We start from the raw sequence: 25515 nt of genomic DNA, 5'->3' as shown, positions 1-25515 counted from the left end.
TCTCTCTGTGCTTTCTTTTCAGGCTTCTTTTTTCGGGGCCGGCACTTCTATGCCGGGGAAGATCTTGATGACCGCGCTGTCGTCCTCGCGCGCATAGCCCGCGGTCGAGGCCTGCATGAACATCTGGTGCGCGGTGGACGACAGCGGCAGCGGAAACTTGCTGGCCCGCGCCACGTCGAGCACCAGTCCCAGGTCCTTCACGAAGATGTCGACGGCCGACAGCGGCGTGTAGTCGCCAGCCAGCACATGGGCCATGCGGTTCTCGAACATCCAGCTGTTGCCCGCGCTGTGCGTGATGACCTCGTAGAGCGCGGCCGGGTCCACGCCTTCGCGCAGGCCCAGCGCCATCGCCTCGGCCGCGGCGGCGATGTGCACGCCCGCCAGCAGCTGGTTGATGACCTTCACCTTGCTGCCCGCGCCCGCGCGGTCGCCGAGGCGGTAGACCTTGGCGGCCATCGCGTCGAGCACCGCGCCGGCTTTCTCGTAGGCGGCCGGCGTGCCGGCGGTCATCATCGTCATCTGGCCGCTCGCGGCCTTGGCGGCGCCGCCGGAGATGGGCGCGTCGAGGTACAGGATGCCCAGCGTCGCGAGGCGCGCCTCGAGCGCGACAGACCAGTTGGGATCGACGGTGGAGCACATCACGAACAGGCTGCCGGGCTTCATCGATGCGGCGCAGCCGGGCGCGGCGCCGTCGCCGAACAGCACCGATTCGGTCTGCGCGGCGTTGACGACGACGGACACCACGATGTCGCACTGCGCGCCCAGCGCTTCGAGCGTGGCGCAGGCCGTGCCGCCGTCGCGGGCGAAGGCCTCGGCGGCTTCGCGGCGCACGTCGAACACATGCGGCGCATGGCCGGCGCGGCGCAGCGACTGCGCCATGCCGGCGCCCATGGCACCAAGGCCCACGAGGCCGACGACGGGGACAGGTGAAGAGGTCATGGACGCGCTTTCCTTGAACGGTGTACAGCGTAGGCCACGATGGCCTGCGGCTCGATTTGTAAGGTCATCATACAAATTCCCATCGCTCGGGCCGATCCGATCTAACCCGCACCGGGGCGTGCGCGGCTCAGCTGCGCGCGGGCCAGCCTTCGACCAACGGCCGCGCGAGCTGCGCGCCCTCCTGCTGCCAGAACGCCGGGTCGGCCTGCTCGATGCGGCGGATCGCGTTGTCCATGTGCGACTTGGCGGCTTCGCGCGCACGCACCGGGTCGCCGGCGTCGATGGCGTCGACGATCAGCGCATGCTCCTGCGCCACCTGGGCGGCGAAGTCGGCACGGCGTGCCTCGTTGGCGCGCGTGACCCGGGTGGCGCCATGCAGGAACTGCCGCAGGTACTGCAGCGTGCCAAGAAGGAAGGGATTGCGCGCGGCCTCGGCGATGGCGGTGTGGAAGCGCACGTCTTCTTCGGCCCCGTTGCCGCCGTCCGCCACCGCCGCCTTGAGCGCCTTGATGGCTTCGCGGATGCGGCGCAGGTCGGCCCTGGTGCGCCGCTCGGCGGCCAGCGCGGCCACCTCGGCTTCGAGCGCGCGGCGCAGCTCGACCATCTGGACCACCGCCTCGCGCGAGGCGACATGCGGCATCTCGAAGCGCAGCGGCTCGATGCCGGCGGCGCGCACATACACGCCGCTGCCCTGGCGCGAATCGACCAGGCCCAACGACTTGAGCCGCGACACGGCTTCGCGCACCACGGTGCGGCTCACGCCGAACTGCGCGGCCAATGCGGTCTCGGTGGGCAGCCGGTCGCCTTCGGACAGGCGGCCGCTGCGCACCTCGGCGACCAGCGCATCGGCCACCTGGTCGGCCAGGCGGACGGTGGGGGCGACGGACTGGAAGCGGGCGGTCATGGGCATGATGCGGCGATGGGCTGCGACTCTAACGCAGCCCCCGCGCGGACCGCTCCCGCCCTTCCGCGCCTGCTCAGGCCAGCGCGTGACGCGCGGCGCTCGCGATGCTGGCCGCATCCACCCCGAAGAAGCCGCGCAGCGCAGCGCGCGTGTCGCTGCGACCGAAGCCGTCGGTGCCCAGCGTGATGTAGCGGCGGCCTTCGGGCAGGAAGGCGCGCACGCTCTCGGGCACGGCGCGCACGTAGTCGGTGGCGGCAACGATGGGCGCATTGCCGCCCTTGCCGAGCTGCCGCGCGACGAACGCAGCGCCGACTTCTTTCTCGCCAGCCAGTGCGCGCTGCTCGCAGGCCAGCCCGTCGCGCGCGAGTTCGCTCCAGCTCGTGACGCTGAACACCTCGGCCTCGATGCCTTCGTCGGCCAGCAGCTGCGCCGCCTTGACGACTTCGGTGAGGATCGCGCCCGAGCCCATCAGCGTGACCTTCTTCTTCGCCTTGCCCGATGCCGGCGCGTAGGTGCCGAAGCGGTAGCAGCCGCGCAGGATGTCGCCTTCCGCGCCCTCGGGCACGTCGGGCTGCGCGTAGTTCTCGTTCATGAGCGTGACGTAATAGAACACGTCCTGCTGCTCGACCATCATCTCGCGGATGCCCGCGTCGACGATCACCGCCATCTCGCCCGCATACGCCGGGTCGTAGGCCTTGCAGTTGGGAATGGTCGCGGCCACCAGGTGGCTGCTGCCGTCCTGGTGCTGCAGGCCTTCGCCGCCGAGCGTGGTGCGCCCCGACGTGGCGCCCAGCAGGAAGCCGCGCGCACGCTGGTCGGCCGCGGCCCAGATGGCATCGCCCACGCGCTGGAAGCCGAACATCGAGTAGTAGATGTAGAACGGCAGCATCGCCAGGCCGTGCACGCTGTAGCTGGTGGCAGCCGCCGTCCAGCTCGCAATGGCGCCGGCCTCGCTGATGCCTTCCTCGAGGATCTGCCCGTCGGTGGCCTCGCGGTAGCTCAGCACCGAGCCGATGTCTTCCGGCGCATAGCGCTGGCCCACGCTCGAATAGATGCCCACCTGCTTGAACAGGTTGGCCATGCCGAAGGTGCGCGCCTCGTCGGCCACGATGGGCACGATGCGCGGGCCCAGGGCCGGGTCTTTCAGCAGGTTGCCCAGCATGCGCACGAAGGCCATGGTGGTGCTCATTTCCTTGCCGGCGGCCGCGGTCGCGAACTGCGCGTAGCTCGCGATGTCGGGCTTGGGCACCACGTCGCAGGCGGTCTCGCGCCGTGGCATCGCGCCGCCGAGGGCCTCGCGGTGCTGGCGCAGGTAGCGCATCTCGGCGCTGTCTTCCGGCGGGCGGTAGAAGTCCATCGCCGTGGCCTGCGCGTCGGTCAGCGGCAGGTTGAAGCGGTCGCGGAATTCGATCAGGTCCACGTCGCCCATCTTCTTGTGCGAGTGCGTGGTCATCTTGCCCTGCGCGGCGCTGCCCATGCCGTAGCCCTTCTTGGTGTGGGCGAGGATCACGGTGGGCTGGCCCTTGTGCCGGGCCGCCGCCGCGTAGGCGGCATAGATCTTCACCAGGTCGTGGCCGCCGCGCTTCAGGCGGTCGATCTGCTCGTCGGTCATGCCTTCGGCCAGGCGCGCGAGCTCGGGGTTCTGTCCGAAGAAGTTGTCGCGGTTGAAGCGGCCGTCCTTGGCCGCGAAGGTCTGCATCTGGCCGTCGACGGTGTTGGCGAACACGCGGGCCAGTGCGCCGCTCACGTCCTGTGCGAAGAGGCCGTCCCAGTCGCTGCCCCACACCAGCTTGACGACGTTCCAGCCCGCGCCGGCAAAGAGCTTTTCGAGCTCGTCGATGATGCGGCCGTTGCCGCGCACCGGGCCGTCGAGGCGCTGCAGGTTGCAGTTGACGACCCATACGAGGTTGTCGAGCTTCTCGCGCGCGGCGAGCGTCAGCGCGCTCATCGACTCGGGCTCGTCCATTTCGCCGTCACCGAACACGCCCCACACCTTGCGGCCTTCGCAGTCGAGCAGGTTGCGGTGCGTGAGATAGCGCATGAAGCGCGCGTGGTAGATCGAGCTGATGGGGCCGATGCCCATCGAGCCGGTGGGGAACTGCCAGAAGTCCGGCATCAGGTACGGATGCGGGTAGCTGCACAGGCCACGCGCGCCGCTGCCGTCGGTGAAGGCGGGCGCGGTGAGTTCCTGGCGGTAGTGCTTCAGGTCTTCCTCGCTCAGGCGGCCTTCGAGGTAGGCACGGGCATAGACGCCGGGCGCGCTGTGCGGCTGGAAGAACACCAGGTCGCCGCGATGGGCGTCGCTGCGCGCATGGAAGAAATGGTTGAAGCCGGTTTCGAACAGGTCGGCCGCGCTTGCGTAGCTGGCGATGTGGCCGCCGAGTTCGCCATACGCCTGGTTCGCCTTGGCCACCATCGCGAGCGCGTTCCAGCGCATCAGCGAGGCGAGCTTTTCCTCGATGGCCAGGTCGCCCGGAAACGGCGGCTGGTCCTGCGCGGCGATGGTGTTGACGTACGGCGTGGCCAGTTCGGGCTGCCAGCCGATGCGCTGCTGGCGCGCCAGCCGTGCCAGCTCGGTGAGCATCTGCTTGGCGCGCTGCGGACCCTGCGACTGCGCCAGCGCCAGGAAGGCGTCGCGCCATTCGGCGGTCTCGGCGGGATCGGGGTCGTGCGACAGCGGCGTATCGAGCAGCAGCGCGCGCATCTGGTCGGCGGAAATCGGGGCGTTCATGGCGGCACTTTAGGCCGGCATGCGAAGAATTAGCTACCGGCGCGTGCAAGTCCATGCGCACCTCGCGGCATAAAATTCCGCGAAATTACGGAGACGCGGCATTTCATGCAACTGGACACCATCGACCTGCGCATTCTTGATGAACTGCAACGCGACGGCGCGCTGTCGAACGTGGAACTGGCGCGCCGCGTGCACCTGTCGCCGTCGCCCTGCCTGGCCCGCGTGAAGGCGCTCGAAACCCACGGAGTGATCGACCGCTACGTGGCGCTGGCGAACCCCAAGGCGCTGGGCCTCGGGCTCAACGTGTTCATCTCGATCAGCCTCGCGACGCAGAACCGGCAATCGCTCGCCGACCTGGAACAGCGCATCGCCGAACACGACGAGGTGATGGAGTGCTACCTGATGACAGGCGACAGCGACTACCTGATCCGCATCGCCGTGGCCGACATGGCGGCGCTGGAGAAATTCATCATGGAACAGCTCACGCCGATTCCAGGAATCGAGAAGATCCGCTCGAGCTTTGCGCTCAAGCAGGTGAGATACAAGACGGCGCTGCCGCTGCCGAAGGACTAGGTACTCCCCCAGGCTTCGCGCACTTCGTGTCGCTGCGCCTACCCCCTCGCCGGGGGCAACACCGGTGGCCCGGCAGAGCCGGTTCCACGGTGTTCCCTCCCGGAAAGGGGGCGACCCTTGCTTACAGGCCGATCAGGCCGCCGTCGTTCTTCGTGATGACGATGGTTGCCGAGCGCGGGCGGGCGTTGCCGCCTTCGGGCCAGTGGCTGGAGAACTTGGCCGGGGTCGTGATGTCGGCCACCTTGGTGTCTTCGCCCGGGTGCTGGATGTTCACGAACAGCGCGCGGCCGTCGCCCGATTCGGCGATGCCGGTGATCTCGCACTCCTTCGGCCCGACGAGGAAGCGGCGCAGGCCGTCGGTGCCCGGTGCCTTGCCGACGAAAGTCGCCTGCTGCGCGGTGGTGGCGCCGTCGAAGTTGGTGATGGTCCTGGCCGCACCGTCGCCGACCTTGCCAGGCAGCGCCCCGAGCAGCATGCAGTTGGTCACGTCGGTGTACTTGCCGTCGTCGGTCTCGATCCACAGCAGGCCGGGCGCAGCCTGGCTGAACCACATGCCGTCGGGGCTGGAGAAGTCGTTGTCGGCGCCGAGGGCGGACACGTTCACGTCGGCCGATGCGGTCGAGCGCGCGCCGAACAGGTACACGTCCCACTTGAAGCTGACGGCCGCCGGGTCACCGCCGGTGTCGGTGAAGCGGACGATGTGGCCGTTCGGGTTGCCACGCTGCGAGCTGGTGCCCTTGGGGTCGTTGTAGAAACGCGGGTTGGCGGCATCGGTGGTGCCGATCGCGCGAGCCGAGTTGTTGGTCAGGGTGAGGTACACCTCGCCGTTCTTCGGGTTCACGGCCGTCCATTCCGGGCGGTCCATTTTCGTGGCGCCGGCTGCGTCGGCTGCATGGCGCGCGTTGATCACCACGTCGGCCGCGTCGGCGAACGCGTAGCTGGCGTAGCTCGCGGTGATGTTGTTGACGCCCAGCTTCAGTTCGAGCCAGTCGCCCGTGCCGTCGGCCTTGAACTTGGCGACGTAGAGCTTGCCGTCGTCCATGTACTTGTCGCCGGCTGCAATGCCGCCGCCGATGTCGGCCGCATCCCAGTTCCTGGTCGACACGAACTTGTAGAGGTACTCGTTCTGCGAGTCGTCGCCCATGTACCAGACGAGCGGCTTGCCGGCCACGACCGGGCCCAGGCAGGCGCCTTCGTGGCCGAAGCGGCCGAGCGCGGTGCGCTTCTTCGGGGTGCTGGTGGGGTTGAAGGGGTCGATCTCGACCACCCAGCCGTAGGTGTTGGCGCCGTTGCGGTAGTCGTCGGTGGCGGTGCCGCCCACGACGGTGACTTCGGTGTTCCAGCGGCCGTACAGGTTGTCGGCGGTGTCGGGCGTCACGGTGGCCCAGAGCTCGCGGCCGGTGCCGGCGACGCCGTAGCGGCTGAAGGAAGCGAGTTCCTTGGCGGTGCGGTTGGCGTTGTCGTTGGCGGTGACGCGGCGGAAGTAGCCGGCCCAGTTCTCTTCGCAGGTCAGGTACGTGCCCCACGGCGTGGTGCCGTTGGCGCAGTTGTTGACCGTGCCGCGGGTCTTGCTGCCGTCGGTCGAGTACTTGGTCTTCAGGTAGTCGGTCTTGGCGGCCGGGCCCGAGAAGGTCATTTCGGTCAGCGTGTGGACGCGGCGGTTGAAGCTCGAGTCCTGCTTGTAGCTCCAGGTGCTGCCGCTCTTGTTGACCTCGATCACGCTCACGCCGTGCAGGTAGAACTCGCGCAGCACTTCATCGGCAACCGTGCGCACGCCGCTGACGGCGGTCTGGCCCGTAGGGTGCAGGAACACGGGGGTGATGGCTTCGTGGTTCATCACGAGCAGGCCGCGCGTGGCGCTGGTGGCGTCCCACTTGTTCGACGCATTCATGCCGAAGAAGGTCATGCCGTCGTGGTGGTCGCCGGCGCGGCGGTCGTAGGTGGTCGCGTCGTCGGTGCCGTCGTTCTTGTAGGCGGCGACACCGGCTGCGGTCGGATCGCCCAGGCGGTACAGCACGCTGGCGGTGTAGCCGGCGGGCACGGTGACCACGTCGGCGAGGCTCTTGGCCACGGCATTGAAGCCAAGCTTCATCGGGCCGGCGGGGGCCGGTGCCGGTGCCGGCGCGGGGGCTGGGGCGGGTGCCGGCGGCAGGATCGGGAAGGGTGCGGCGCCTGCGCCGCCACCACCGCCGCCGCAGGCTTGCAGCAGGGCCGTGCCGGCGGTGCCGGCGCCGAGGCCGAACAGGCGCCGGCGGCTCAGGCGCGCGGCGATCAGGTCGGTGAACGAGGGGTTCGACGTGGGGTTGGTGCCGATGTCGTCGAGATCGACCGAGGGATCGTCGGTGCGGGTGTTTGCGGTCATGCGCAATGTCTTTCTTCGTGGGGTGGAAAGGAAACCAGCCCGCGAAGTTAGGCACTTCGTATGACGCTTCTGTGAATTGCTCAGCTTCCCGTCAGGTTGAATCGATCTCCCTGACGGCCCGCCGCGCCGGCAAAAATCAGGGCGCCGGCAACTGCCTCGGCCACAGCGCCCAGAGCCGCAGCGGCTGGTTCATGCTTGCCGCAAGCCGCCCGGCGTCGGCGCCGGTGCCGGCGAAGTAGTCGGCCCGCACGGCGCCCAGGATCGCGCTGCCGGTGTCCTGCGCCACCACCAGCTTCTGCAATTGCGCAGCAGGTCCGTTGGATGCCAGCCACACCGGTGTGCCGTAGGGGATGCTCTCGCGGTCGACCGCGATGGAACGCCCCGCCGTCAGCGGCACGCCCTGCGCGCCGCGCGGGCCGAAGGCGGCATCGACCTCGCTCATGGTTTCTTCGCGGAAGAACACGTAGCGCGGGTTGCTCCACAGCAGTTGCGTCACGCGCTGGGGGTTCTGCGCGGCCCAGGCCTTGGTGTCGTCGGGCCACTTGCCGACCTTGGTCACGCCCTGGCTCATGAGCCATTGCTGCACGCTGCGGTAGGGCTGCTCGTTGGTGGCCGAGAAGGCCATGCGCACGGTGTGCTGCCAGCCGTTGGCCTCGGTGATGCGCAACCGGCCGGAGCCCTGGATGTGCAGCATCAGCGCGTCGATGGGGTCGGCCATCCATGCGATCTCGCGGCCGCGCAGTGCGGCCTGGGCTTCGGGCAGGGTCTCGATTTCCTGGCGCGTGTACCAGGGGCGGCGCGGTGCCAGGCCATCGGGGGCCTGGTAGATCGGCACGTTGAAGGTGGCGGTGGGCACGCGCGAGGCCTCGTACACCGGCTCGTAGTAGCTGGTGAGCTTGCCTTCGCTCTGGCCGTTCAGCGCCTCGACGCGGTAGGGCTGCAGCCGCTCGGTCATCCACTGGCGCTGTTCTTCGGGCGTGGCGATGGTCAGCTGGCGCACGTCGCGGCACAGCGGCGCGAAGGCGGCATTGGGGCGCGAGCAGTTGGCCAGCAGCGCGATCCAGGCTTCGTGCAGCGGGTCTTCGCCGAAGCCCGGCAGCTCGGCCCAGCCGACCGGCACCCAGCGGCTCTTGGGATGCGCGAGCGAGCCGGTGAGCGGGCCGAGGTCGCGCGGCGGGGTGATGACGGGGGGGCGCGTCGGCAGGTCGGGTGCGCGCGGGCCGGTGGAGCAGGCTGCGAGCGTTGCTACGATCAAGAGCCCGACCAGCCACTGGAGTCCATTTCTCATGGGTTTGATTCTGCTTGAAGCCCTCGCCGCGGGACTTGTGTTCATCTTGATCATCTGGTGGACCATGTTTTCCGGCCGCAAGAAGGGTGAATTGCACGACGAGGACGACACCGACCGCAAGCCGCCGCCCGAAGCGTGAATTGCTTGTGCAGTCCGGCGCCGCCGCAACTTGTCGGAGAAGTACCCCATTGCTATTACTTTCGTAGCAATCATCGCAGCATTCATGGGCAATGGCGAAACTTTTCTTATTTTCCGTGGGGCTTTGAGGCCGTACCATCCGTGGCACCCGGGAGCTAAGCTGTGGCCCGCTTGACTCAACCCTGAAAGGTATCGCCATGAAAAAGTTCGTACTCGCAACCGCCGCCGCCGCCCTCGTTCTCTCCGGCTGCGCCGGAGGCATGACAGACACGCAGCGCAACACCGGCATCGGCGCCGGCATCGGCGCCCTGGGCGGCGCGGCGATCGGCTCCGCAACCGGCGGCAACCGCGGTGCCATCGGCACGGGCGCGGTGGTCGGTGCCGCGGCCGGCGCGCTCGGCGGCTACCTGTGGTCGCAGCGCATGGAAAACCAGAAGCGCCAGATGGAAGCCGCCACGCAGGGCACCGGCATCGCCGTCACGCAAACGCCCAACAACGAGCTGAAGCTGCAGATCCCGAGCGACGTGTCCTTCGACGTGGGCCGCGCCAACATCAAGTCGAACTTCGCGCCGGTGCTCGACCAGTTCGCGAACGGCCTGCGCAACAACCCGAACGCCGAGGTGCGCATCATCGGCCACACCGACAGCACCGGCTCCGACGCCATCAACAACCCGCTGTCGGTCGAGCGTGCAGCCAGCACGCGCGACTACCTGGTGGCGCGCGGCGTGAACCCGGCTGCCTTCCGCATCGAAGGCCGCGGCTCGCGCGAGCCGATCGCCGACAACAACAGCGACGCGGGCCGCGCGCAGAACCGCCGCGTCGAGATCTTCGTGGGCGAGCGCGCTCCGCAAGGCTGATCCGGCAGGGTGCCGGCGCGCCTCGGTGCGCCGGCACCCTGACCACTCCACCGGGGAACCGGCCGCTTTCAAGAAGCCGGAACCCGCCATTTGTCCGTTTAGAGAAGAGGGAATCTCATGAGGAAGTTTGTCGTTTCGAGTGCGGCCGCGGCCGCTTTGCTGTTCATTGCGGGCTGTGCTTCGCAGTCGACGCCGCCACCCGCACCGCCGGCCGCCGAGGCACCGGCCCCCGCACCGGCGAACAGCTGGACCGCGCGCCTGGCCACGCTGAAGGCCGACCTCGAAACTTCGACCAAGGGCACCGGAGTGGTGATCGAGCAGACCGCCGACAACCAGCTGCACGTGGTGATCCCGAACGAGCTGTCGTTCGACACCGGCCGTGCCAACGTCAAGCGCAACCTCGCGCAGGTGCTCGACAAGGTCGCCGCCGGCCTGAAGAGCGCCACCGCCGCCAGCGTGCGCGTGGTGGGCCACACCGACAACACCGGCAGCGAAGAAGGCAACGAGCGCCTGTCGGTGAGCCGTGCCGACAGCGTGCGCAACCATCTGGTGGCGCGCGGCGTGTCGACCACCGCCATCACCACCGACGGCCGCGGCTCGCGCGAACCGCTGGCCGACAACGGCACGGCCGCCGGCCGCGCACAGAACCGCCGCGTCGAAATCTTCGTCGCGGAGAAAGCCTGACGGGCCTCTAGAGGTCCCGCAGGCGGTTGGCCAGCTCCACGGCCGACTTCACTTCCATCTTGTCGAACACGCGCGCGCGGTGGACTTCCACCGTGCGCACGCTGATCGCGAGCTGGTCGGCGATGAGCTTGTTGGGCAGGCCCTCGATCACGAGCCGCATCACGTCGCGCTCGCGGTCGGTCAGCTCGGCGATGCGCTCCGACAGGCCGCGGCGCTGGCGCTGCAGCTCGAGCGCCTGCAGCGACGCATTCAGCGCATGCTCGATGCGGTCGACCAGCGCGTTGTCCGAGAACGGTTTCTCGCAGAAGTCGAACGCCCCGCGCTTCACGGCGTCGACGGCCGTCGGCACGTCGGCGTGCCCGGTCAGGAAGATCACCGGCATGGCGGGCAGCAGGCCGCGCTCCACGAGCCGGTCGAACAGCACCAGCCCGCTCGTGCCCGGCATACGCACGTCCAGCAGCAGGCACAGCGGCTGCTGGGGCAGCGGCCCCTGGTCGAGGAACTGCTCGAAGGCCTCCGCGCTGCCGAAGTGCTCGCTGGCCAGGCGGCGCGAGCGCAGCAGCCAGGCGAGCGCTTCGCGCACGCTGGCGTCGTCGTCCACGATAAAGATCAATCCATCGATCAGCGGTTGCATGCCATGAGGTCCAGCGGAAGATTGTTTGCTTGAGGAAAAAGGGCGCCGTCAGGCTGCCGCCGGTAGCGTAAACCTGAAGACGGTGCCGCGCGGCTTGTTCGGCTCGAACACCAGCGCGCCGCCATGCTGCTCCACCACCGTGCGGCACAGGCTCAGGCCGAGCCCCATGCCGTCGGCGCGGGTGGTGAAGAAAGGCGTGAAGAGCCGCTGGGCCACTTCGTCGCTGATGCCGCAGCCCAGGTCGGCCACCGAGAACTCGAGCCAGCGCCGGCCGTCTTCCTGCACCGCGCCGCCCACCGCCGCCGCACGCGCCACGCGCAGGCGCAGCACGCGGCTGCCGACGTTGTCGGGGCTGTCCATGGCCTGCATCGCGTTGCGCGCGAGGTTCAGCAGCACCTGCTCGACCAGCGTGCGGTCGCACATGGCCGCTGGCAGGCGGTCTTCGAACACCACCTCGATGCTCACGCCGAGCTTGCGCGCCTGCAGCCGCACCAGCGGCAGCACCGCGTCGATCAGCGCCTGCGGCGCGACCGGCTCGCGCGTGCGGTCGCGCCGGCGCACGAAGTCGTGCACGCTGCGGATCACCTGGCCGGCGCGGTCGGCCTGCTCGGCGATGCGCCTCACCGCCATCGCCACTTCGCCCTGGTCGCCGCGCGCATGCGGGCCGAGCAGGTTGAGCGAGCCGCTGGCATAGCTGGCAATGGCAGCCAGCGGCTGCGTGAGCTCGTGGCTCAGCAGCGACGCCATCTCGCCCACCGTGGCCAGGCGCGCGCTGGCCTGCAGGCGCTCCTGGCTGGCGCGCGACAGCTCCTCGATGCGGCGCTGCTCGCTCACGTCGATGAAGGCGCTCATCCAGCCGGTCTGCACCTTGTGGGCGTTGATGAGGGGCGCCTCGAAGATCAGCACCGGAAAGCGCGTGCCGTCCTTGCGCATGAAGACCGACTCGAAGCCCTCGCGCGGCGGCATGCCGCCCGCCAGCCGCCGCGCCTGGCGCTGCTGGTATTCGTGCGCCAGTTCCGTGGGCCAGTAGGGCGCCTCGGGCGCCTCCGCGTTGCCGGCCATGAGTTCTTCGGGCGTGAAGCCCACCATCTCGCAGAAGGCCGGGTTCACATAGGTGATGCGGCCCTGCAGGTCGCGCGCGCGCAAGCCGGTGATGACCGAGTCTTCCATCGCCTTGCGAAAGGCCAGCGCGTCGGCCAGGTCGCGTTCGGCGCGCAGGCGGCGGCGGGTGTCGCGCGCCAGCAGCACCAGCACCGACACCAGCGCGATCGAGATGGCCGTGACCAGCGCGGTGAGCATGTTCGGGAACAGGTCTGGCGCCGCGCGCCAGCCGTCCACGCGCAGCATCAGCGAGGTGCCCGGCAGGTCGATGAGCTGCTGCGAGGTGAACACGCGCGTGCCGGTGCGCCGCGAGGTGCCCAGCGCCACCAGCCGCGTGCCGTCGGCCTCGGTGAATGCCACTTCCTGCCCGCGCGTGAGCGTGGGGCCGACCAGCTCGATCAGCGCGTCGCGCAGCGAGTAGCTGGCCACGAGGTAGCCGCCCGCGTCGATCGGCACGCACAGCTCCATCACCTCGACGCCGCCGCCGCCCGCCACCGGCACGTAGTGGCTCGGCGAGTAGGCCGACGCGCCCAGCTTACGCGCGGCCGCGCAGGCCAGGGTGACGTCGGACTGCTCGGGCCCGCGGCTGGCCTCGTCGAGGATGCGCATGCGGTAGGGCGTGTTGACGGCCTGCAGCGGGCGCAGCGCGGCGTCGCGCCATTCGAGCCGCAGCCACTCGCGGTGCTCGCGCAGCAGCGAGGCGGCGATGTCGCTCCACTGCCCCAGGTTGGCGCCCGGAGCCTGCGTGGCGCGCAGGCTCTGCGCGTTGCGCTGGAAGCCGCTGCGCAGGTCGGACACGGCGTCGGCGGTGTCGCGGTCGAGCGAGGCCTGCACCTGTTCGACCTCGTGCCGGCCCGCGAGCCACACCACCGTGACCAGCAGCGCCGACACCAGCACCGCCAGCAGCAGCCACAGGAACCAGCGCTGCCACAGCGAGCGCAGGCGCGCGAACGCGATGAGCGCCCATCGCCTCGGTGGGACGGTCAGCAGCGCATCGGACATTGCTACAGGACGCTGTGCGAAAGCACGGGCAGCTGCATGCGCATGCGCGCGACCTGTCCGGCGTCGATGTCGAACAGCACCACGCCTTCCTCGGTGGCCTGTTGCGCCACCACCGTGCCCCAGGGGTCGACGACCAGCGACTGGCCCCAGGTCTGGCGGCCGTTCTCGTGCGTGCCGCCCTGCGCGGGCGCGACCACCCAGGCGAGGTTCTCGATGGCGCGGGCGCGCAGCAGCACCTCCCAGTGCGCCGCGCCGGTGGTGCGCGTGAAGGCGCTGGGCACCAGCAGCAGGTCGGCGCCCTGCTTTGCCAGCGCGCGGTACAGCTCGGGAAAGCGCAGGTCGTAGCAGACGCTCATGCCCACGCGCCAGCCGTGGCCGTCGCGCGAGGGCAGATCGAACACCACGGGCTCGGCGCCGGGCGCGATGACGCGGCGCTCGTCGTAGCGCTCGGTGCCGTTGTCGAAGAAGAAGAGATGGATCTTGTCGTAGCGCGCCACGCAGCGGCCTTCGGGCGAGAAGGCGAGCGAGCTGTTGAACACGTGCTCGGCGTCGGTGCTCTCGATGGGCAGCGTGCCGCCGACGATCCACAGGCCGAACTCGCGCGCCGCGTCGGCCAGGAAGCCCTGCACCGTGCCCGCGCCGGCGGTCTCGCGCAGGCCGAGCTTGTCGGTGTCGCGCGCGCCCATCATGCAGAAATACTCGGGCAGCACCGCGAGCTCGGCGCCGGCTTCGGCGGCCCGTGCGAGCAGGTCGTGGGCGCGCGCGAGGTTGGCCTCGCGCGCGATGGCCGACACCATCTGGATGGCTGCGACTTTCATTGCGTAGTCTCCGTTTTCTTGCCGTCGTCCGCGGTGGGCGTGCTGGGCAGCCCCGGCATGTTGGGAATGCCCTGGGGCAGCAGCTGCAGCGAGCGCGGCACCTTCGCTATTTTGGGGTCGGCCCAGGTGCCTTCGATATGGAACTCCTGCGTGGCCGCGGCCGAGAGCGGCTTGCTCAGCACCCACTGGGCCAGGAAGGTGCCGAGCCCGACGGCCGGATTGATGGCGGTGGCCACCAGCGCGGCGGTGCCGGCGTTGATCTCGGGCACCACCACCACGCGCAGGTTCTGCGTCTCGCGCACGATGTCGGCCGAGCCGTCCATCAGCACCGCGGCGTTCACGCCCTTCATCTGCAGGTTGTTGGTGCTGGCGATGCCCTTGCTGATCTTGGCGTCGCCGCGGATGAAGTCGAAAGCGAAGCCCTGGCTGAACACGTCGCGGAAATCGAGCGTGAGCCGCCTCGGCAGCGCCTGCAGGCTCAGCACGCCGAGCAGCTTGGCCAGGCCGGGGTCGGCCTTGAGGAACTGGCCCTGCTCGACGTCGACCTGCAGCTGCCCGCCCAGGCTGGGATAGTCAAGCGAGAACGGCGAACCGCGCCAGTTGACGTCGCCTTCGAGCCGCCCGCGCCCGCGCCGCAGCACGCCGGGCATGCCGAAGCGCGTCAGCAGCTCGCCGGCGTCGACGATCTCCAGCTTGAAGCTCATGGCGGTGCGGCGCTGGCCGGCCGCGGCACCGGGAATCGCGGCCCAGCTGCCCTTGGCCGAGAAGTTGGCGTCGGGCGTGCTGAAGGCCAGCTTGTTGAGCGCCCATTCGCGGCCGGCGCCGCCGCGGTTGACGGCATCGATCTCGGCCCGGCCCAGGCGCTTGCCGAGCAGCTCGAAGTCGTCCACCACGATGTCCAGGGCGGGCAGGGTGCCGGGCTGTTCGTCGAGCAGGGTCTCGACCTGCGTGGCCTCGGACGGCGCGATCTTCAGGCGCGCGAGCCGTGCATAGAGGCGGCCGGCCTGCGTATGACTGTATTCGGCGTAGCCGCTGAGCTCGGCGGCGTCGATGTTGGCGCGCCAGAGGGCGCCGTCGCGCGTGCCGCCGAGCACCACGTCGTGCAGCGTGCGCCCGGCAACGCCCAGCTGCTGCGCGCGCACCGCGATGCGCGTGGGCAGGTAGGCGAGCAGGGAGGTGTCGTCGGACCGCTCGGCGGCTTCCGTGCCCGTGCCCGTGCTTGCAGCGGCATCGCCCACCAGCGACTGCCACGCGCCCATGTCGAGCTTGCCTACGTTGATGTTCGCGAACACGCCCTTGTCGGGCAGGCTGGCGGTTTCGCCGGGCGCCAGGCCCACGCCGATGCTGCCGCGCGTCACGCGCGCCTCGCCGCCCACCAGCTCGCGCACGTATTGCGCCGAGCCGACCCGGCCGAGTTCGAACGAGAGCTGGTCTTGCGTGGCGACGCCCTGGCGGCTGTCGCGCGCCAGCACTTTCTTCTCGACGCGCAGCGGCATCTGCTCCTCGGCGGACTTCGTGAGCGGCGGCGGCAATTGCAGCGCCAGGCCCTGCAGGCTGCTGGCAAGCGAGAACTCGGGCGTGCCGTCGCGCATCGAGAAGGTGGCTGAGAACGGCGTGCTGCCGCTCGCGTTCTTCGCGAGGCGGGCGAGCCAGTCGACCTCGCGCGTGCCGCGCAGGCCGTCGGCCGTGGCGGTGCCCTGTGCCTTCAGCGCGACCTCCCGGTTGGGGCCGGAGAAACGCCCGCGGCCTTCGATGCGGATGTCTCCGCCCAGCAGCCTGGCCTGCACGCCGGCCAGCGAGAAGCCGGTTTCGGTGAAGTTGAGCGTGCCGCGTGTCTGGGAGAACGACGGGGCCTCGGGCACGATCTGCAGCTCGTTGTCGGCCAGCGTCACGCTGGCCTGCACCTTGGCGTTGTCCATGGCCGCGAGCGGCAGTTCGAGATGCAGCTTGTAGTCGGCCGAACCGGTGGCGCGCGCGCGCTGCATGACCTCGCCGACGCCCCCCGTCTCGGTGCCGGCCAGCGGCGCGCCGACGCGCAGCACCTCGGCCAGCGGCCCCTTGGCCTGGGCATCGACGCGCAGTTGCGGCGCGTGGTGCGACAGCTCCGGGATCTGCGCCTCGGCCCTGGTCACCTCGACACCGGCGGCGCCGGCCAGGCGGCCACGCGCGTTGCGCACCAGCATGCTGTCGCGCTCGAACACCAGTTCGCCCGACAGCGCGGTGAGCGGCGGCCACACGGCCGGCGGCTTGCCGTTGCGCGGCGCGGTGGCCGGCACGTGGGGCGGCGAATAGGCGTAGTCGACGTCCGCCACCTTGGCCGCGATGCGGAAGTCGCCCTGCTTCGGGTCCAGGAAGGGCATGTCGTGCAGGTCGCCGCGCACGCGGAAATCGACGCTGCTCGCAGTGCCCTTGGTGACGGCCTCGCGCACGTAGTCGCGCGTGTGCTGGGGAATGTCGAGCGGCAGGTAGCGGAACACGCGCGTGCCGTCGGCACGGGTCAGCTTGCCCTGCAGGTCGAGCACGCCGGGGTAGCGGCCCTTGCTGCTGGAGGTGGCGGGGTCGCTGGTGCGCCAGCTGGCCTCGGCGTCGCCTTCCGCGTCGACGTTGGCGAAGCGCAGCCTGGAGACCTGGAGCTGCGCATTGCCGTTGTCGAGCTTCCATTGCAACTGCGTCGAGAGCCGGTCGATCGGAATGACGGGATCCTCGAACACGCCGGGGAATTCGAGCGTGCCCTGCGCGATGGCCAGCGTGGCGGTGCCGCCGGCGTGGGTGGCGTCGAAGTCGACCGTGGCGCCGCTCAGGCCGGGGGTGCCGGCATGGACCTTCGGCGCAGCAGCCGCGGCGTTGGCCGTGGCCGTGGTGGTGGACGGAGCCGGCGCCGCGGCGGCGGCCGGCTGCGGCGGCGTGCCGGGTTGCGAGGCCACGCGCAAGCCGCTCACGCGGCCCTTGGCCTGGTAGCGGTCGGGCGCGCCCAGGGTGCCCTGCCAGTTGAAATCGATGTGCTCGACCAGCCCGCGCGGCGCATAGGCCTCGAGCAGGCGGTGCGAGGCTTCGCCCAGCGGCAGCCGGTCGGCAATGAGCGCCAGCGCCGCGAGGTCGAGCCGGTCGGCGCGCAGCGCGCCGTGCTCGGGCGTGCGGCCCCTGGCGGGCGTGTGCTGCAGCCACAGGTTGCCGCCGGGCCAGCGCAGGCCGTCGCTGGTGCCGAACTGCAGCGCGGTGGTCGAGAACTCGAGCGTGTCCGCGGTGAGCCGGCCGGACAGCCGGCCGGTGACGCCGCGAAGCACCAGCGGCTGCAGCCCCTTGTCGAGCGACACGTCGACCTTGTCGAGCCCCAGGTCGGCCGCGCCGCCGACGATCTGGCCGTCGTCCACGTCGGCCCACACGCGCAGCGCGCCGTTGCCTTCGCGGATGCGGGCGTCGAGCGACACGTACTGCCCGAGGCGGGTCACGTCGATGTAGGGCAGGTCGGCATAGAGCTGGCCGTCCCAGGTCTGCCAGTGGCCGCTGCGCATGGACAGCAGCGGCTGGCGGAACTGGCCGCGCAGCGTGAAGCGCTCGCCCCAGCCGGCCGGCGGCGTGGCGTCGAGCCGCACGCCGTGGCGCAGGCCGGTGTTGCGCGCGACGAAGCGCACGTCGGTCAGCAGGAGCGGTTCGGCCTTGCGCTGCTCGTCGGTCCAGCGCACCGTGCCGCCTTCGATGACCAGCTCGCGCTGCGCGAAAAACCAATCGGCGCCGCGGGTCTCTCCGGTGGTGTCGGTCTCCATGTGCAAACCAGCCACATGGAGTTTTCCCTGAGTGTCGCGGCGCACGTCGAGCTGCGGGCCCTCGATGTAGAGCTGCTCGAAATTGAGGCGCCACAGCGAGCGCGGCGACACGCTGGCCACCACGCGCACGAGGCGAAGGGCCTCGCGCCTGTCGGCATCCTGCAGCACCACGTCTCGCAGCTCGAAGGCCGGGAAAAGCCCTTCGGAGCGGGCGGTGATCGATCCGATGCGGACCGGCACGCCGATGGCCTTGCTAGCCTGTGCTTCCAGAGCCCCGCGAAAATCGCCGATTCGCGGCACAATCCACGCGTGTAGGACAACGACTGACAGCGCCAGCAGAAGCCATGCAGCGATCAACAGACCCAGCAGCCAGCGCGCCGTCACAGCGGTTATTTTGAGCAGACGTGAAGGGGTAGACGCCGTGTCGTTCATTGAGGATCGCGCTGTGTCGGGAATTATGACCGCCAGCATTCAGAGGGGTTCCACGGAAACCAGCATCAGTGTGAACCAGTTGCCAGCCACTTCGACGCAAACAGCGTTCTCCTCCTACTCGCGCTTCGTGCAGCGCCTGCGTCGCAGGTATGCGGCCGAGCTTTCATTGCTTCCCCCTGGCGCGCCGCGGCGCGAGTCGATGACGGTGGCTTACGAGGCATTGCGCCTGCGTGGGGACAGCGTCGGCGATGCCCTGAGGATTGTGCGGCAGCTCGTGATGGAGCGGCTTGTAACTCTTGATTGCGACGCGCAGGCGCCGCTGGCCGTGGTGACCACCGCGGTCACCGAGCTGGCCGAGCTGGCACTCGACATCGCCTGCCGGGACGCCTGCCACGAACTCGACGCCGTGCACGGCGCGCCGCTGGGCCCCGACGGCCAGCGCGCGCAGCTGTGGATCGTCGGCATGGGCAAGCTCGGCGCGCGCGAGCTCAACGTGTCGAGCGACATCGACCTCATCTACCTCTACGACCTGGACGGCGAGACCCGCGGCGACGCCGACGGGCGCGGCCGGCTGTCCAACCAGGAGTACTTCGCGCGTGCCGTGAAGCGCATCTATGCGCTGGTGGGCGACACCACCGAGCACGGCTTCGTGTTCCGCGTCGACCTGGCGCTGCGGCCCAACGGCAACTCGGGCCCGAGCGTGGTCTCGCTCGACGCGCTGGAAGAATATTTCCAGGTGCAGGGCCGCGAGTGGGAGCGCTTCGCCTGGATGAAGAGCCGCGTGGTGGCCCCGCGCGACGTGGTGCAGGCAGGCCAGGCCCAGTCGCTGCGCGGCGCGGTGCTGCCATTCGTGTTCCGCCGCTACCTCGACTACAGCGTTTTCGATTCGCTGCGCGTGCTGCACCGTCAGATCCGCGAGCAGTCGGCGCGCCGCAGCGCCGGCCGGCCCGAGCGCGCCAACGACGTGAAGCTGTCGCGCGGCGGCATCCGCGAGATCGAATTCACCGTGCAGCTGCTGCAGGTGGTGCGCGGCGGCCAGTTCCCCGAGTTGCGCACGCGTCCCACGCTCGATGCGCTGCAGCGCCTGGCGCGCGCCAACCTGATGCCGCAGGAAACCGCCGATGCGCTGGCCGCGGCCTACGAGTTCCTGCGCCGCGTGGAGCACCGCATCCAGTACCTCGACGACCAGCAGACCCACGTGCTGCCGGTGGCCGACGACGACCTGCGCTGGATCGCCCAGACCATGGGCTATGCCGATTGCTGCCCCTTCCTCGCGCAGCTCGACACGCACCGCGAGTTCGTCGCGCAGGAGTTCGACAAGCTGCTCGGCGGCGAGAAGCCCTGCAACGGCAAGTGCAGCGGCAAGAAGGCCGCCGCCCCCGCCGAGCTGGCCGACCTGCTCGGCGACCTGCCGCAGGTCTTTGCCGAACGCATCCGCGACTGGTGCGAGCAGCCCCGCGTGCTGGCCCTGCGCGAGGAAACCCGCGTGCGGCTGCGCCAGCTAGTGCAGCGCACCGGCGTGTGGCTCAAGGAGGCCGACGGCGACGGACCGGGGCAGACGCCGCGCCACGTCGACGCCGCGATGCGCTGGGCCGACTGGATCGAGCCGCTGATGCGCCGCGAGAGCTACCTCGCATTGCTGGTCGAACGGCCCGCCGTGCAGGAACGCCTGCTGCGCCTGCTGGGCGCGGCGAGGTGGCCCGCGCGCTACCTGATGCAGCACCCCGGCGTGATCGACGAACTGGCGAGCGACGAGATGCTCTCCGGCCGCTTCGTGGCCGCCGAGTTCGAGCGCGAACTGGAGGCACGCCACGCATCGCTCACCCGCACCGGCGAGGCCGACGAGGAACGCCTGCTGAACCTGCTGCGCCACGCCCACCATGCCGAGGTGTTCCGCACGCTGGCACGCGACGTGGACGGCCGCATCACCGTCGAGCAGGTGGCCGACGACCTGAGCGCCCTGGCCGACACCACGCTGCGCGTGACCGCCCGCTGGTGCTGGCCGCACGTGCGCAACCGCCACCGCGAGGAGCCGCAGTTCGCGATCATCGGCTACGGCAAGCTGGGCGGCAAAGAGCTGGGCTACGGCAGCGACCTCGACATCGTGTTCGTCTACGACGATGACGACGAGCGGGCCGGCGAGGTGTACGCGGCCTACGTGCGCAAGCTCATCAACTGGCTCACGGTGAAGACGCGCGAGGGCGACCTGTTCGAGATCGACACCGCGCTGCGGCCCAACGGCAACTCCGGCCTGCTGACCACCAGCTTCGAGGCCTACGAAAAGTACCAGCTCGGCCGCGGCAGCAACACGGCCTGGACCTGGGAACACCAGGCCATGACCCGCGCGCGATTCGTGCTGGGCAGCAGCGACCACGGCGCCGAACTGGGCGCGCGCTTCGACCAGGTGCGCGAGGCCGTGCTGGTGTCGCCGCGCGACCGCGAGGCGCTGAAGGCCGAGATCATCGCCATGCGCGAAAAGCTGCGCGGTGCGCGGCCGGTGAAGGCCGGCCGCTTCGACGTGAAGCACAGCCCCGGCGGCATGGTCGATGCCGAGTTCGCGGTGCAGTTCCTGGTGCTGTCGTCCTCGGGCGAGCATCCCGAGCTGATTCCCAACGTGGGCAACATCGCGCTGCTGCTGCGCGCCGAACTGGCCGGGCTGCTGCCCGAAGGCGTGGGCCGCAGCGCGGCGCGGGCTTACCGCGAGCTGCGCCGCGTGCAGCATCGCGCGCGCCTGAACGAAGAACCGACGCAAGTCACCCCGCCCGCACTGGCCGCCGAGCGCGACGCCATGCTGGCGCTCTGGAAGGCGGTATTTGGCTGACGGCACCCGCACCCCACTGGGCACCGCGCTGGCCGCCTGCGCGGTGGCCGTCGCCGTCTTCCTCGCGGGTTGCGCGAGCGGCCCGCGCTCCGGCGGCGGTGGCGCCACCGGCGGCCGCGACGGCCCCGGCACCAATATTCCGCCCGACCTGGCGCGCGTGCCCGACGCCGAGCCCCGCATTGAACCCATCCGCACCAGCGGCGGCACCGCCAAGCCCTACACGGTGCTGGGCCGCGGCTATGCGCCGATCACCGACGACCAGCCGTTCCGCGAATCGGGGCTGGCCTCCTGGTACGGGACCAAGTTCCACGCACAGTCGACGTCGAGCGGCGAGCCCTACGACATGTACGCCATGACGGCCGCGCACAAGACGCTGCCGCTGCCGAGCTATGTGCGCGTGCGCAACCCGGCCAACGGCCGCGAGGTGATCGTGCGTGTGAACGACCGCGGCCCCTTCGTCGACGGCCGCGTCATCGACCTGAGCTACACCGCCGCGCTGAAGCTCGACCTGCTGCGCGGCGTGGCGCCGGTGGAGATCGAGCGGATCACCAACGAGGACATCCGCACCGGCGCATGGCGGCGGGATTCGGGCACGGCCTATGCGGCGGCAGCGCCTGCCGCTGCACCCGCGGCACCGGCTGCGCAGTTCGTTCCGGTGCGCGTGGCGTCATCCTCGTCCTTGTCGCGTGCGTCGAATGCGCAGCAGCCCGTGGCGGTGCCCGTCCAGTGGACGACGCCCGTCGCCGCGAGCAACAACAGCGGCTACAACGACCTGCCGCCGCCCGCATCCACGATGCCGGTCGCGCCGCAGACGCCGATCGCCACCGTGCCGCCGGCCGGGGCCGAGCCGGAATCGGCGCAGTCGCCGCCATCCATTCCGCCGTCGCGCCCCGCCATCGTGGTGACCGACCTGGCGCCGCTGCAGGCCGCGCCTTCGTCGCCGCCGCCGTTGCCCGCGGGCGCACCGGCGCCCTCCACCGCGCTGCAGGGCTTCTGGGTGCAGCTCGGCGCCTTCCGTGAGCGGGACGGCGCCGAAAGCATGCTGAACCAGGCCGCGCACGGCGTGCCTGCGCTGGCGCCGCAACTGCGCGTATTCAGCGAGGCGGGCACGCACCGGCTGCAGGCCGGGCCGTTCCCGTCGCGCAGCGCGGCCAGTGAGGTCGTCACGCAGTTGCGCGACAGCCTGCGCATTGCGCCGATGGTGGTGGAGCGGCGCTGAGCCTTCAGGCGATCGCCTTGGCCGCGACGGGCAGGCGCATGCCGACGCCCAGGCGGTTCCAGCTGTTGATCTGCGCGATCGCCACCGAGAGTTCGGCGATTTCCTGGTCGTTGAAATTGGCCTTCAGCGCGGCGAATTCGGCATCGCGTTCGTCATGGCGGTCGGCCAGCCGCGTGAGCGACTCGGCCCAGGCCAGCGCGGCGCGCTCGCGGTCGCTGTAGAAGCTCACCTCGCGCCATGTCGGCAGGCTGTTGATGCGCTGCCATTCCTCGCCCTGCTTGCGCAGGTCGCGCACGTGCATGTCGAGGCAGTAGGCGCAGCCGTTGACCTGCGAGACACGTGCGAAGACGAGATCGATCAGCACCTTGCCCAGCGTGCTCGACTCGAGCGTGGCATTGACCGACAGAAAAGCCTCGAAGGACTTCGGGGCGAGCTTGGACCAGTTGAGGCGCAAAGTGGGGTTCATGGGTTTCTCCAGTTGGGTTGCAATGAAATCTGCCTGCTCACCCACTGAAGACGGACGGGTCCCACGCCCTGTGACACGCCGCGCGAGTTATTTCGAAGAAAAGAGCTGCGCGATGCGCGCCAGCTTGTCGGGGTTGCGCTGCGCGCGGATGCGCACGATGCGGCCATCCTCGATCTCGAAGGTCTGGGCCGATTCGAGTTCGCCGCCGAGAAAGCGCAGCATTCCCGGCTCGCCGTTGATGTCGACGATTTCCATGCGCACCGCCGGCCCCATGCGGCGCCAGAGCGCAAAGTAGAGCTGCGCCACGCGCTGGCTGCCATGCAGGCTCTTGCCGAAGGTCGGCACCTTGCCGCCGCCGTCGCCGATGAGCTCGGCGTCCTCGGCCATCAGCGCCTTCAGTTCATGCAGGCTGCCGCGCGCGGCGGCATCGGCAAAGGCGCGCAGCAGGCGCTCATGGGTCTCGCGCGGCACGCTGAAGCGCGGGCGCCCCTCCTGCACCTGGGCCTTGGCGCGATGCACCAGTTGCCGGCAGGCGGCCTCGCTCTTGCCGAGGGTGCGGGCGACTTCGTCGTAGTCGGCATCGAACACCTCGCGCAGCAGGAAAGCCGCGCGGGCCTCCGGGGCGAGGCGCTCGAGCACGGCCAGGAAGGCGACGGAGATGTTGTCGGCGCGCTCGAGCAGTTGCTCGGGGGTCGCGGGGGAATCAGGCGCGCCGGTGAGCGTGGGCTCGGGCATCCAGGCGCCGATGTAGTGCTCGCGCTGGACCTTGGCGGCGCGCAGGCGGTCGATCGACAGGCGGGTGACGACGGTCACGAGCCAGGCCTCGGCGCTGTCGAAGGCGTCCTTGGCGGCTTCGTGCCAGCGCAGCCAGGCGTCTTGCACGACCTCTTCCGCCTCGGCAACCGAGCCGAGCATGCGGTAGGCGATGCCCTGCAGGCGAGGGCGGTGGCGGTTGAAGGTGAGGGTGGCGTCGTCCATGGCTGCTAGACGGCTGGCACACGCGGTTTGTGACACCCGCCCCAAAAAAATCGCCCCGGGGTGCGGGGCGAGTGTTTTCTTTGCTTATGCGCCCTGGTATTCGGGCTTGGGGCCGAGCGAAGCGGCCAGTTCCTTGCGGTAGCGGTTCAGTTCCTGGACCGTCTTGAAGCTGCGGTCCATGAGCAGGCTCAGGTTGTGCAGGATGCGCTCGCCGACCTTGGTTTCCCAGACGGCGTCGAACTTGATCTGCTTGTCGAGCCAGTGCTCGAGCCAGTCAGGGTCGGGCATGCGGCTCTGGATGGTGTCGTTGGGGAACAGCGCCTTGTTGACGTGCAGGTTCGTCGGATGCAGCGCCTGCGCCGTGCGGCGGGCGCTGGCCATGAGGACGCCGACCTTGGTGAAGGCGGCACGGGCCTCGTCGCCGAACTTTTCCATGGCGCGCTTCATGTAGCGCAGGTAGGCGCCGCCGTGGCGGGCTTCGTCCTGGCTCAGCGTGGTGTAGATGTGCTTGATGACCGGCTCGGTGTGCCACTGGGCGGCACGGCGGTACCAGTGGTTGAGGCGGATCTCGCCGCAGAAGTGCAGCATGAGGGTTTCGAGCGGGGGCGCCGGGTCGAAGTCGAAGCGCACCTCGTGGAGTTCGGCCTCGGTGGGCGCGTGCTTGGGGCTGAAGCGCTTCAGGTACTCCATGAGCACCAGCGAGTGCTTCTGCTCTTCGAAGAACCAGATCGACATGAAAGCCGAAAAATCGCTATCGTGGCGGTTGTCGCGCAGGAACATCTCGGTGGCCGGCAACGCAGCCCACTCGGTGATGGCGTTCATCTTGATGGTCTGCGCCTGCTCTTCCGTCAGCAAAGAAGCGTCGAACGACTGCCAGGGAATATCCTTGTCCATGTCCCAGCGGACGGATTCGAGTTGTCTGAAAAGTTCCGGATAGAGCATCAATGTCTTTCTATGGCCGTCGATTTTAGTCGGCCCGTTTGGCGCGACCATGACAGACGCGCGATGATGCGGATACGCGCGCCCTCGCGGCGCGGATGCGCATTCCCCCTTTTTGACCAGGAGTCCGCCATGCGAACCCGTTCCCCATTGTCGGCTCTAGTCGGCCTCGTACCGGCTATCTCCCTGCTGGCGAGCCTGTTTACCGCCCTTCCGGCCAGTGCGCAGACACCGCCGGCAGCCATCGCCCCGGCGGAGGCTGCAGGATGCCCGGCCATCCTGCAGCACACCTTCCCGCGGCTGCAGGATGAAAAACCCCAGACCTTGTGCCAGTACTCCGGCAAGGTGGTCCTGGTGGTCAACACGGCCAGCTTCTGCGGATTCACGCCGCAATACAAGGGCCTGGAGGCGCTGGACATGAAATACCGCTCGCGCGGCCTCGTGGTGCTGGGCTTCCCATCGAACGACTTCTCCCAGGAATCGGGCTCGAACAAGGAAATCGCGGACTTCTGCGAGAGCACCTTCGGGGTGAAATTCCCGATGTTCGCCAAGTCGTCGGTGCGCGGCACGGAGGCGAATCCGCTGTTCAAGCAGCTCGCGCAAGCCTCGGGCACCACGCCCAAGTGGAATTTCTACAAATATCTGATCGGGCGCGACGGCAAGGTCGTGCAGGCGTGGTCGAGCATGACCGCGCCAGACGAAAACGGTTTCGTGAGCGTCATCGAGAAGCAGCTCGGACCAAATTGAGACTGCACAGTTCACAGAAAGACGGATCGGTAATATTATTTACCGATGCGTCCAAATCAATGTGAACTGAGCGAAACAAACGTTTACCACTGCGGCGGGAACCGTGCCGCAGCCGCTT

19 protein-coding genes are annotated in these 25515 nt (G+C 69.4%); 7 read left to right on the top strand and 12 right to left on the bottom strand.

Annotated features, from left to right (window positions below; all coding sequences use genetic code 11):
* Positions 1-18 precede the first annotated feature (18 nt).
* The 3 genes from ltnD to mdeB all read right to left on the bottom strand — a co-directional run bounded on the left by ltnD (position 19) and on the right by mdeB (position 4574).
* Positions 19-939, bottom strand: a complete 921-nt coding sequence (gene ltnD, locus QRN67_RS24460) for an L-threonate dehydrogenase (RefSeq protein ID WP_285413945.1) — start codon at positions 937-939, stop codon at positions 19-21.
* 127 nt (positions 940-1066) lie between these two features.
* The gene (locus tag QRN67_RS24455; RefSeq protein WP_285414057.1) at positions 1067-1843 is read right to left on the bottom strand and encodes a FadR/GntR family transcriptional regulator; all 777 of its coding nucleotides are present in this window, start codon (positions 1841-1843) and stop codon (positions 1067-1069) included.
* Positions 1844-1916: 73 nt separating this feature from the next.
* Entirely contained in the window at positions 1917-4574 is a 2658-nt protein-coding gene (gene mdeB / locus QRN67_RS24450) for an alpha-ketoglutarate dehydrogenase (RefSeq protein ID WP_285413944.1), read from the bottom strand.
* A 105-nt stretch (positions 4575-4679) separates the two neighbouring features.
* Here mdeB and QRN67_RS24445 point away from each other — a divergent pair, with 105 nt between their 5' ends.
* On the top strand, positions 4680-5147 hold the full coding sequence (locus tag QRN67_RS24445) for an Lrp/AsnC family transcriptional regulator (protein WP_081268760.1): 468 nt from the start codon (positions 4680-4682) through the stop codon (positions 5145-5147).
* Positions 5148-5268: 121 nt separating this feature from the next.
* On the opposite strand, the gene QRN67_RS24440 is transcribed toward QRN67_RS24445, so the two are convergent.
* Both QRN67_RS24440 and mltA read right to left on the bottom strand, forming a co-directional pair.
* Positions 5269-7509: a PhoX family protein gene (locus QRN67_RS24440; RefSeq protein WP_285413942.1), complete on the bottom strand. Its 2241-nt coding sequence runs from the start codon at positions 7507-7509 to the stop codon at positions 5269-5271.
* Positions 7510-7645: 136 nt separating this feature from the next.
* On the bottom strand, positions 7646-8797 hold the full coding sequence (gene mltA / locus QRN67_RS24435) for a murein transglycosylase A (RefSeq protein WP_285413941.1): 1152 nt from the start codon (positions 8795-8797) through the stop codon (positions 7646-7648).
* Between mltA and QRN67_RS24430 the strand changes: the two genes are divergently transcribed.
* The 3 genes from QRN67_RS24430 to QRN67_RS24420 all read left to right on the top strand — a co-directional run bounded on the left by QRN67_RS24430 (position 8796) and on the right by QRN67_RS24420 (position 10476).
* Entirely contained in the window at positions 8796-8936 is a 141-nt protein-coding gene (locus QRN67_RS24430) for a hypothetical protein (protein ID WP_172839868.1), read from the top strand. The two genes, mltA and QRN67_RS24430, sit on opposite strands and share 2 nt — an antisense overlap.
* Positions 8937-9132: 196 nt before the next feature.
* The gene (locus QRN67_RS24425) at positions 9133-9792 is read left to right on the top strand and encodes a YiaD family glycine zipper/OmpA-like lipoprotein (protein ID WP_285413940.1); all 660 of its coding nucleotides are present in this window, start codon (positions 9133-9135) and stop codon (positions 9790-9792) included.
* A gap of 117 nt (positions 9793-9909) precedes the next feature.
* Positions 9910-10476, top strand: a complete 567-nt coding sequence (locus QRN67_RS24420) for an OmpA family protein (RefSeq protein WP_081268756.1) — start codon at positions 9910-9912, stop codon at positions 10474-10476.
* Positions 10477-10483: 7 nt separating this feature from the next.
* Here the strand turns inward: QRN67_RS24420 and QRN67_RS24415 are convergent, their stop codons facing one another.
* The 4 genes from QRN67_RS24415 to QRN67_RS24400 are packed head-to-tail and all read right to left on the bottom strand — an operon-like array spanning position 10484 to position 18227.
* On the bottom strand, positions 10484-11110 hold the full coding sequence (locus tag QRN67_RS24415; protein WP_081268755.1) for a response regulator transcription factor: 627 nt from the start codon (positions 11108-11110) through the stop codon (positions 10484-10486).
* A 48-nt stretch (positions 11111-11158) separates the two neighbouring features.
* Positions 11159-13213 carry a two-component system sensor histidine kinase NtrB gene (locus QRN67_RS24410; protein WP_285413939.1) on the bottom strand — a complete coding sequence of 685 codons (2055 nt, stop codon included), beginning with the start codon at positions 13211-13213 and terminating at the stop codon, positions 11159-11161.
* Positions 13214-13215: 2 nt separating this feature from the next.
* Positions 13216-14031 (bottom strand): carbon-nitrogen hydrolase family protein, encoded by an 816-nt coding sequence (locus QRN67_RS24405; protein ID WP_081268753.1) that lies wholly within the window; start codon positions 14029-14031, stop codon positions 13216-13218.
* Positions 14028-18227, bottom strand: coding sequence for a YhdP family protein (locus QRN67_RS24400; protein WP_285413938.1), 4200 nt, complete (start codon positions 18225-18227; stop codon positions 14028-14030). The genes QRN67_RS24405 and QRN67_RS24400 overlap by 4 nt, the downstream gene beginning before the upstream one ends.
* 25 nt (positions 18228-18252) lie before the next feature.
* Between QRN67_RS24400 and glnE the strand changes: the two genes are divergently transcribed.
* On the top strand, positions 18253-21048 hold the full coding sequence (gene glnE, locus QRN67_RS24395; protein ID WP_285413937.1) for a bifunctional [glutamate--ammonia ligase]-adenylyl-L-tyrosine phosphorylase/[glutamate--ammonia-ligase] adenylyltransferase: 2796 nt from the start codon (positions 18253-18255) through the stop codon (positions 21046-21048).
* Positions 21041-22267, top strand: a complete 1227-nt coding sequence (locus QRN67_RS24390) for a septal ring lytic transglycosylase RlpA family protein (protein WP_285413936.1) — start codon at positions 21041-21043, stop codon at positions 22265-22267. Before glnE ends, QRN67_RS24390 begins: the two co-directional genes overlap by 8 nt.
* Before the next feature lie 4 nt (positions 22268-22271).
* Here the strand turns inward: QRN67_RS24390 and QRN67_RS24385 are convergent, their stop codons facing one another.
* From QRN67_RS24385 to QRN67_RS24375, 3 genes are all read right to left on the bottom strand, one after another.
* Positions 22272-22733, bottom strand: a complete 462-nt coding sequence (locus tag QRN67_RS24385; protein ID WP_285413935.1) for a carboxymuconolactone decarboxylase family protein — start codon at positions 22731-22733, stop codon at positions 22272-22274.
* Between the two features lie 87 nt (positions 22734-22820).
* The gene (locus QRN67_RS24380; RefSeq protein WP_285413934.1) at positions 22821-23711 is read right to left on the bottom strand and encodes an RNA polymerase sigma-70 factor; all 891 of its coding nucleotides are present in this window, start codon (positions 23709-23711) and stop codon (positions 22821-22823) included.
* Between the two features lie 84 nt (positions 23712-23795).
* Positions 23796-24653 (bottom strand): ferritin family protein, encoded by an 858-nt coding sequence (locus tag QRN67_RS24375; RefSeq protein ID WP_081268747.1) that lies wholly within the window; start codon positions 24651-24653, stop codon positions 23796-23798.
* 129 nt (positions 24654-24782) lie between these two features.
* On the opposite strand from QRN67_RS24375, the gene QRN67_RS24370 reads away from it, so the two are divergent.
* Complete coding sequence (locus QRN67_RS24370) at positions 24783-25397, top strand: glutathione peroxidase (RefSeq protein WP_106936391.1); 615 nt, start codon at positions 24783-24785, stop codon at positions 25395-25397.
* The last annotated feature ends 118 nt before the right edge of the window (positions 25398-25515 follow it).

The sequence above is a fragment of the Variovorax sp. efr-133-TYG-130 genome (assembly GCF_030208835.1).
GTDB lineage: Bacteria > Pseudomonadota > Gammaproteobacteria > Burkholderiales > Burkholderiaceae_C > Variovorax.
Note: the sequence above shows the minus strand (reverse complement) of the source record. Positions and strands in the feature narration are given on the sequence as shown.

What these genes read in the sequence shown, in the direction of transcription:
- QRN67_RS24425 (WP_285413940.1), top strand. Translation starts at nt 9,133, where the DNA reads ATGAAAAAGTTCGTACTCGCAACCGCCGCCGCCGCCCTCGTTCTCTCC.
- ltnD (WP_285413945.1), bottom strand. Translation starts at nt 939, where the DNA reads ATGACCTCTTCACCTGTCCCCGTCGTCGGCCTCGTGGGCCTTGGTGCC.
- QRN67_RS24420 (WP_081268756.1), top strand. Translation starts at nt 9,910, where the DNA reads ATGAGGAAGTTTGTCGTTTCGAGTGCGGCCGCGGCCGCTTTGCTGTTC.
- mltA (WP_285413941.1), bottom strand. Translation starts at nt 8,797, where the DNA reads ATGAGAAATGGACTCCAGTGGCTGGTCGGGCTCTTGATCGTAGCAACG.
- QRN67_RS24375 (WP_081268747.1), bottom strand. Translation starts at nt 24,653, where the DNA reads ATGCTCTATCCGGAACTTTTCAGACAACTCGAATCCGTCCGCTGGGAC.
- QRN67_RS24445 (WP_081268760.1), top strand. Translation starts at nt 4,680, where the DNA reads ATGCAACTGGACACCATCGACCTGCGCATTCTTGATGAACTGCAACGC.
- QRN67_RS24405 (WP_081268753.1), bottom strand. Translation starts at nt 14,031, where the DNA reads ATGAAAGTCGCAGCCATCCAGATGGTGTCGGCCATCGCGCGCGAGGCC.
- QRN67_RS24440 (WP_285413942.1), bottom strand. Translation starts at nt 7,509, where the DNA reads ATGACCGCAAACACCCGCACCGACGATCCCTCGGTCGATCTCGACGAC.
- QRN67_RS24385 (WP_285413935.1), bottom strand. Translation starts at nt 22,733, where the DNA reads ATGAACCCCACTTTGCGCCTCAACTGGTCCAAGCTCGCCCCGAAGTCC.
- QRN67_RS24400 (WP_285413938.1), bottom strand. Translation starts at nt 18,227, where the DNA reads ATGAACGACACGGCGTCTACCCCTTCACGTCTGCTCAAAATAACCGCT.
- QRN67_RS24430 (WP_172839868.1), top strand. Translation starts at nt 8,796, where the DNA reads ATGGGTTTGATTCTGCTTGAAGCCCTCGCCGCGGGACTTGTGTTCATC.
- QRN67_RS24410 (WP_285413939.1), bottom strand. Translation starts at nt 13,213, where the DNA reads ATGTCCGATGCGCTGCTGACCGTCCCACCGAGGCGATGGGCGCTCATC.
- QRN67_RS24415 (WP_081268755.1), bottom strand. Translation starts at nt 11,110, where the DNA reads ATGCAACCGCTGATCGATGGATTGATCTTTATCGTGGACGACGACGCC.
- glnE (WP_285413937.1), top strand. Translation starts at nt 18,253, where the DNA reads ATGACCGCCAGCATTCAGAGGGGTTCCACGGAAACCAGCATCAGTGTG.
- QRN67_RS24455 (WP_285414057.1), bottom strand. Translation starts at nt 1,843, where the DNA reads ATGACCGCCCGCTTCCAGTCCGTCGCCCCCACCGTCCGCCTGGCCGAC.
- QRN67_RS24380 (WP_285413934.1), bottom strand. Translation starts at nt 23,711, where the DNA reads ATGGACGACGCCACCCTCACCTTCAACCGCCACCGCCCTCGCCTGCAG.
- mdeB (WP_285413944.1), bottom strand. Translation starts at nt 4,574, where the DNA reads ATGAACGCCCCGATTTCCGCCGACCAGATGCGCGCGCTGCTGCTCGAT.
- QRN67_RS24370 (WP_106936391.1), top strand. Translation starts at nt 24,783, where the DNA reads ATGCGAACCCGTTCCCCATTGTCGGCTCTAGTCGGCCTCGTACCGGCT.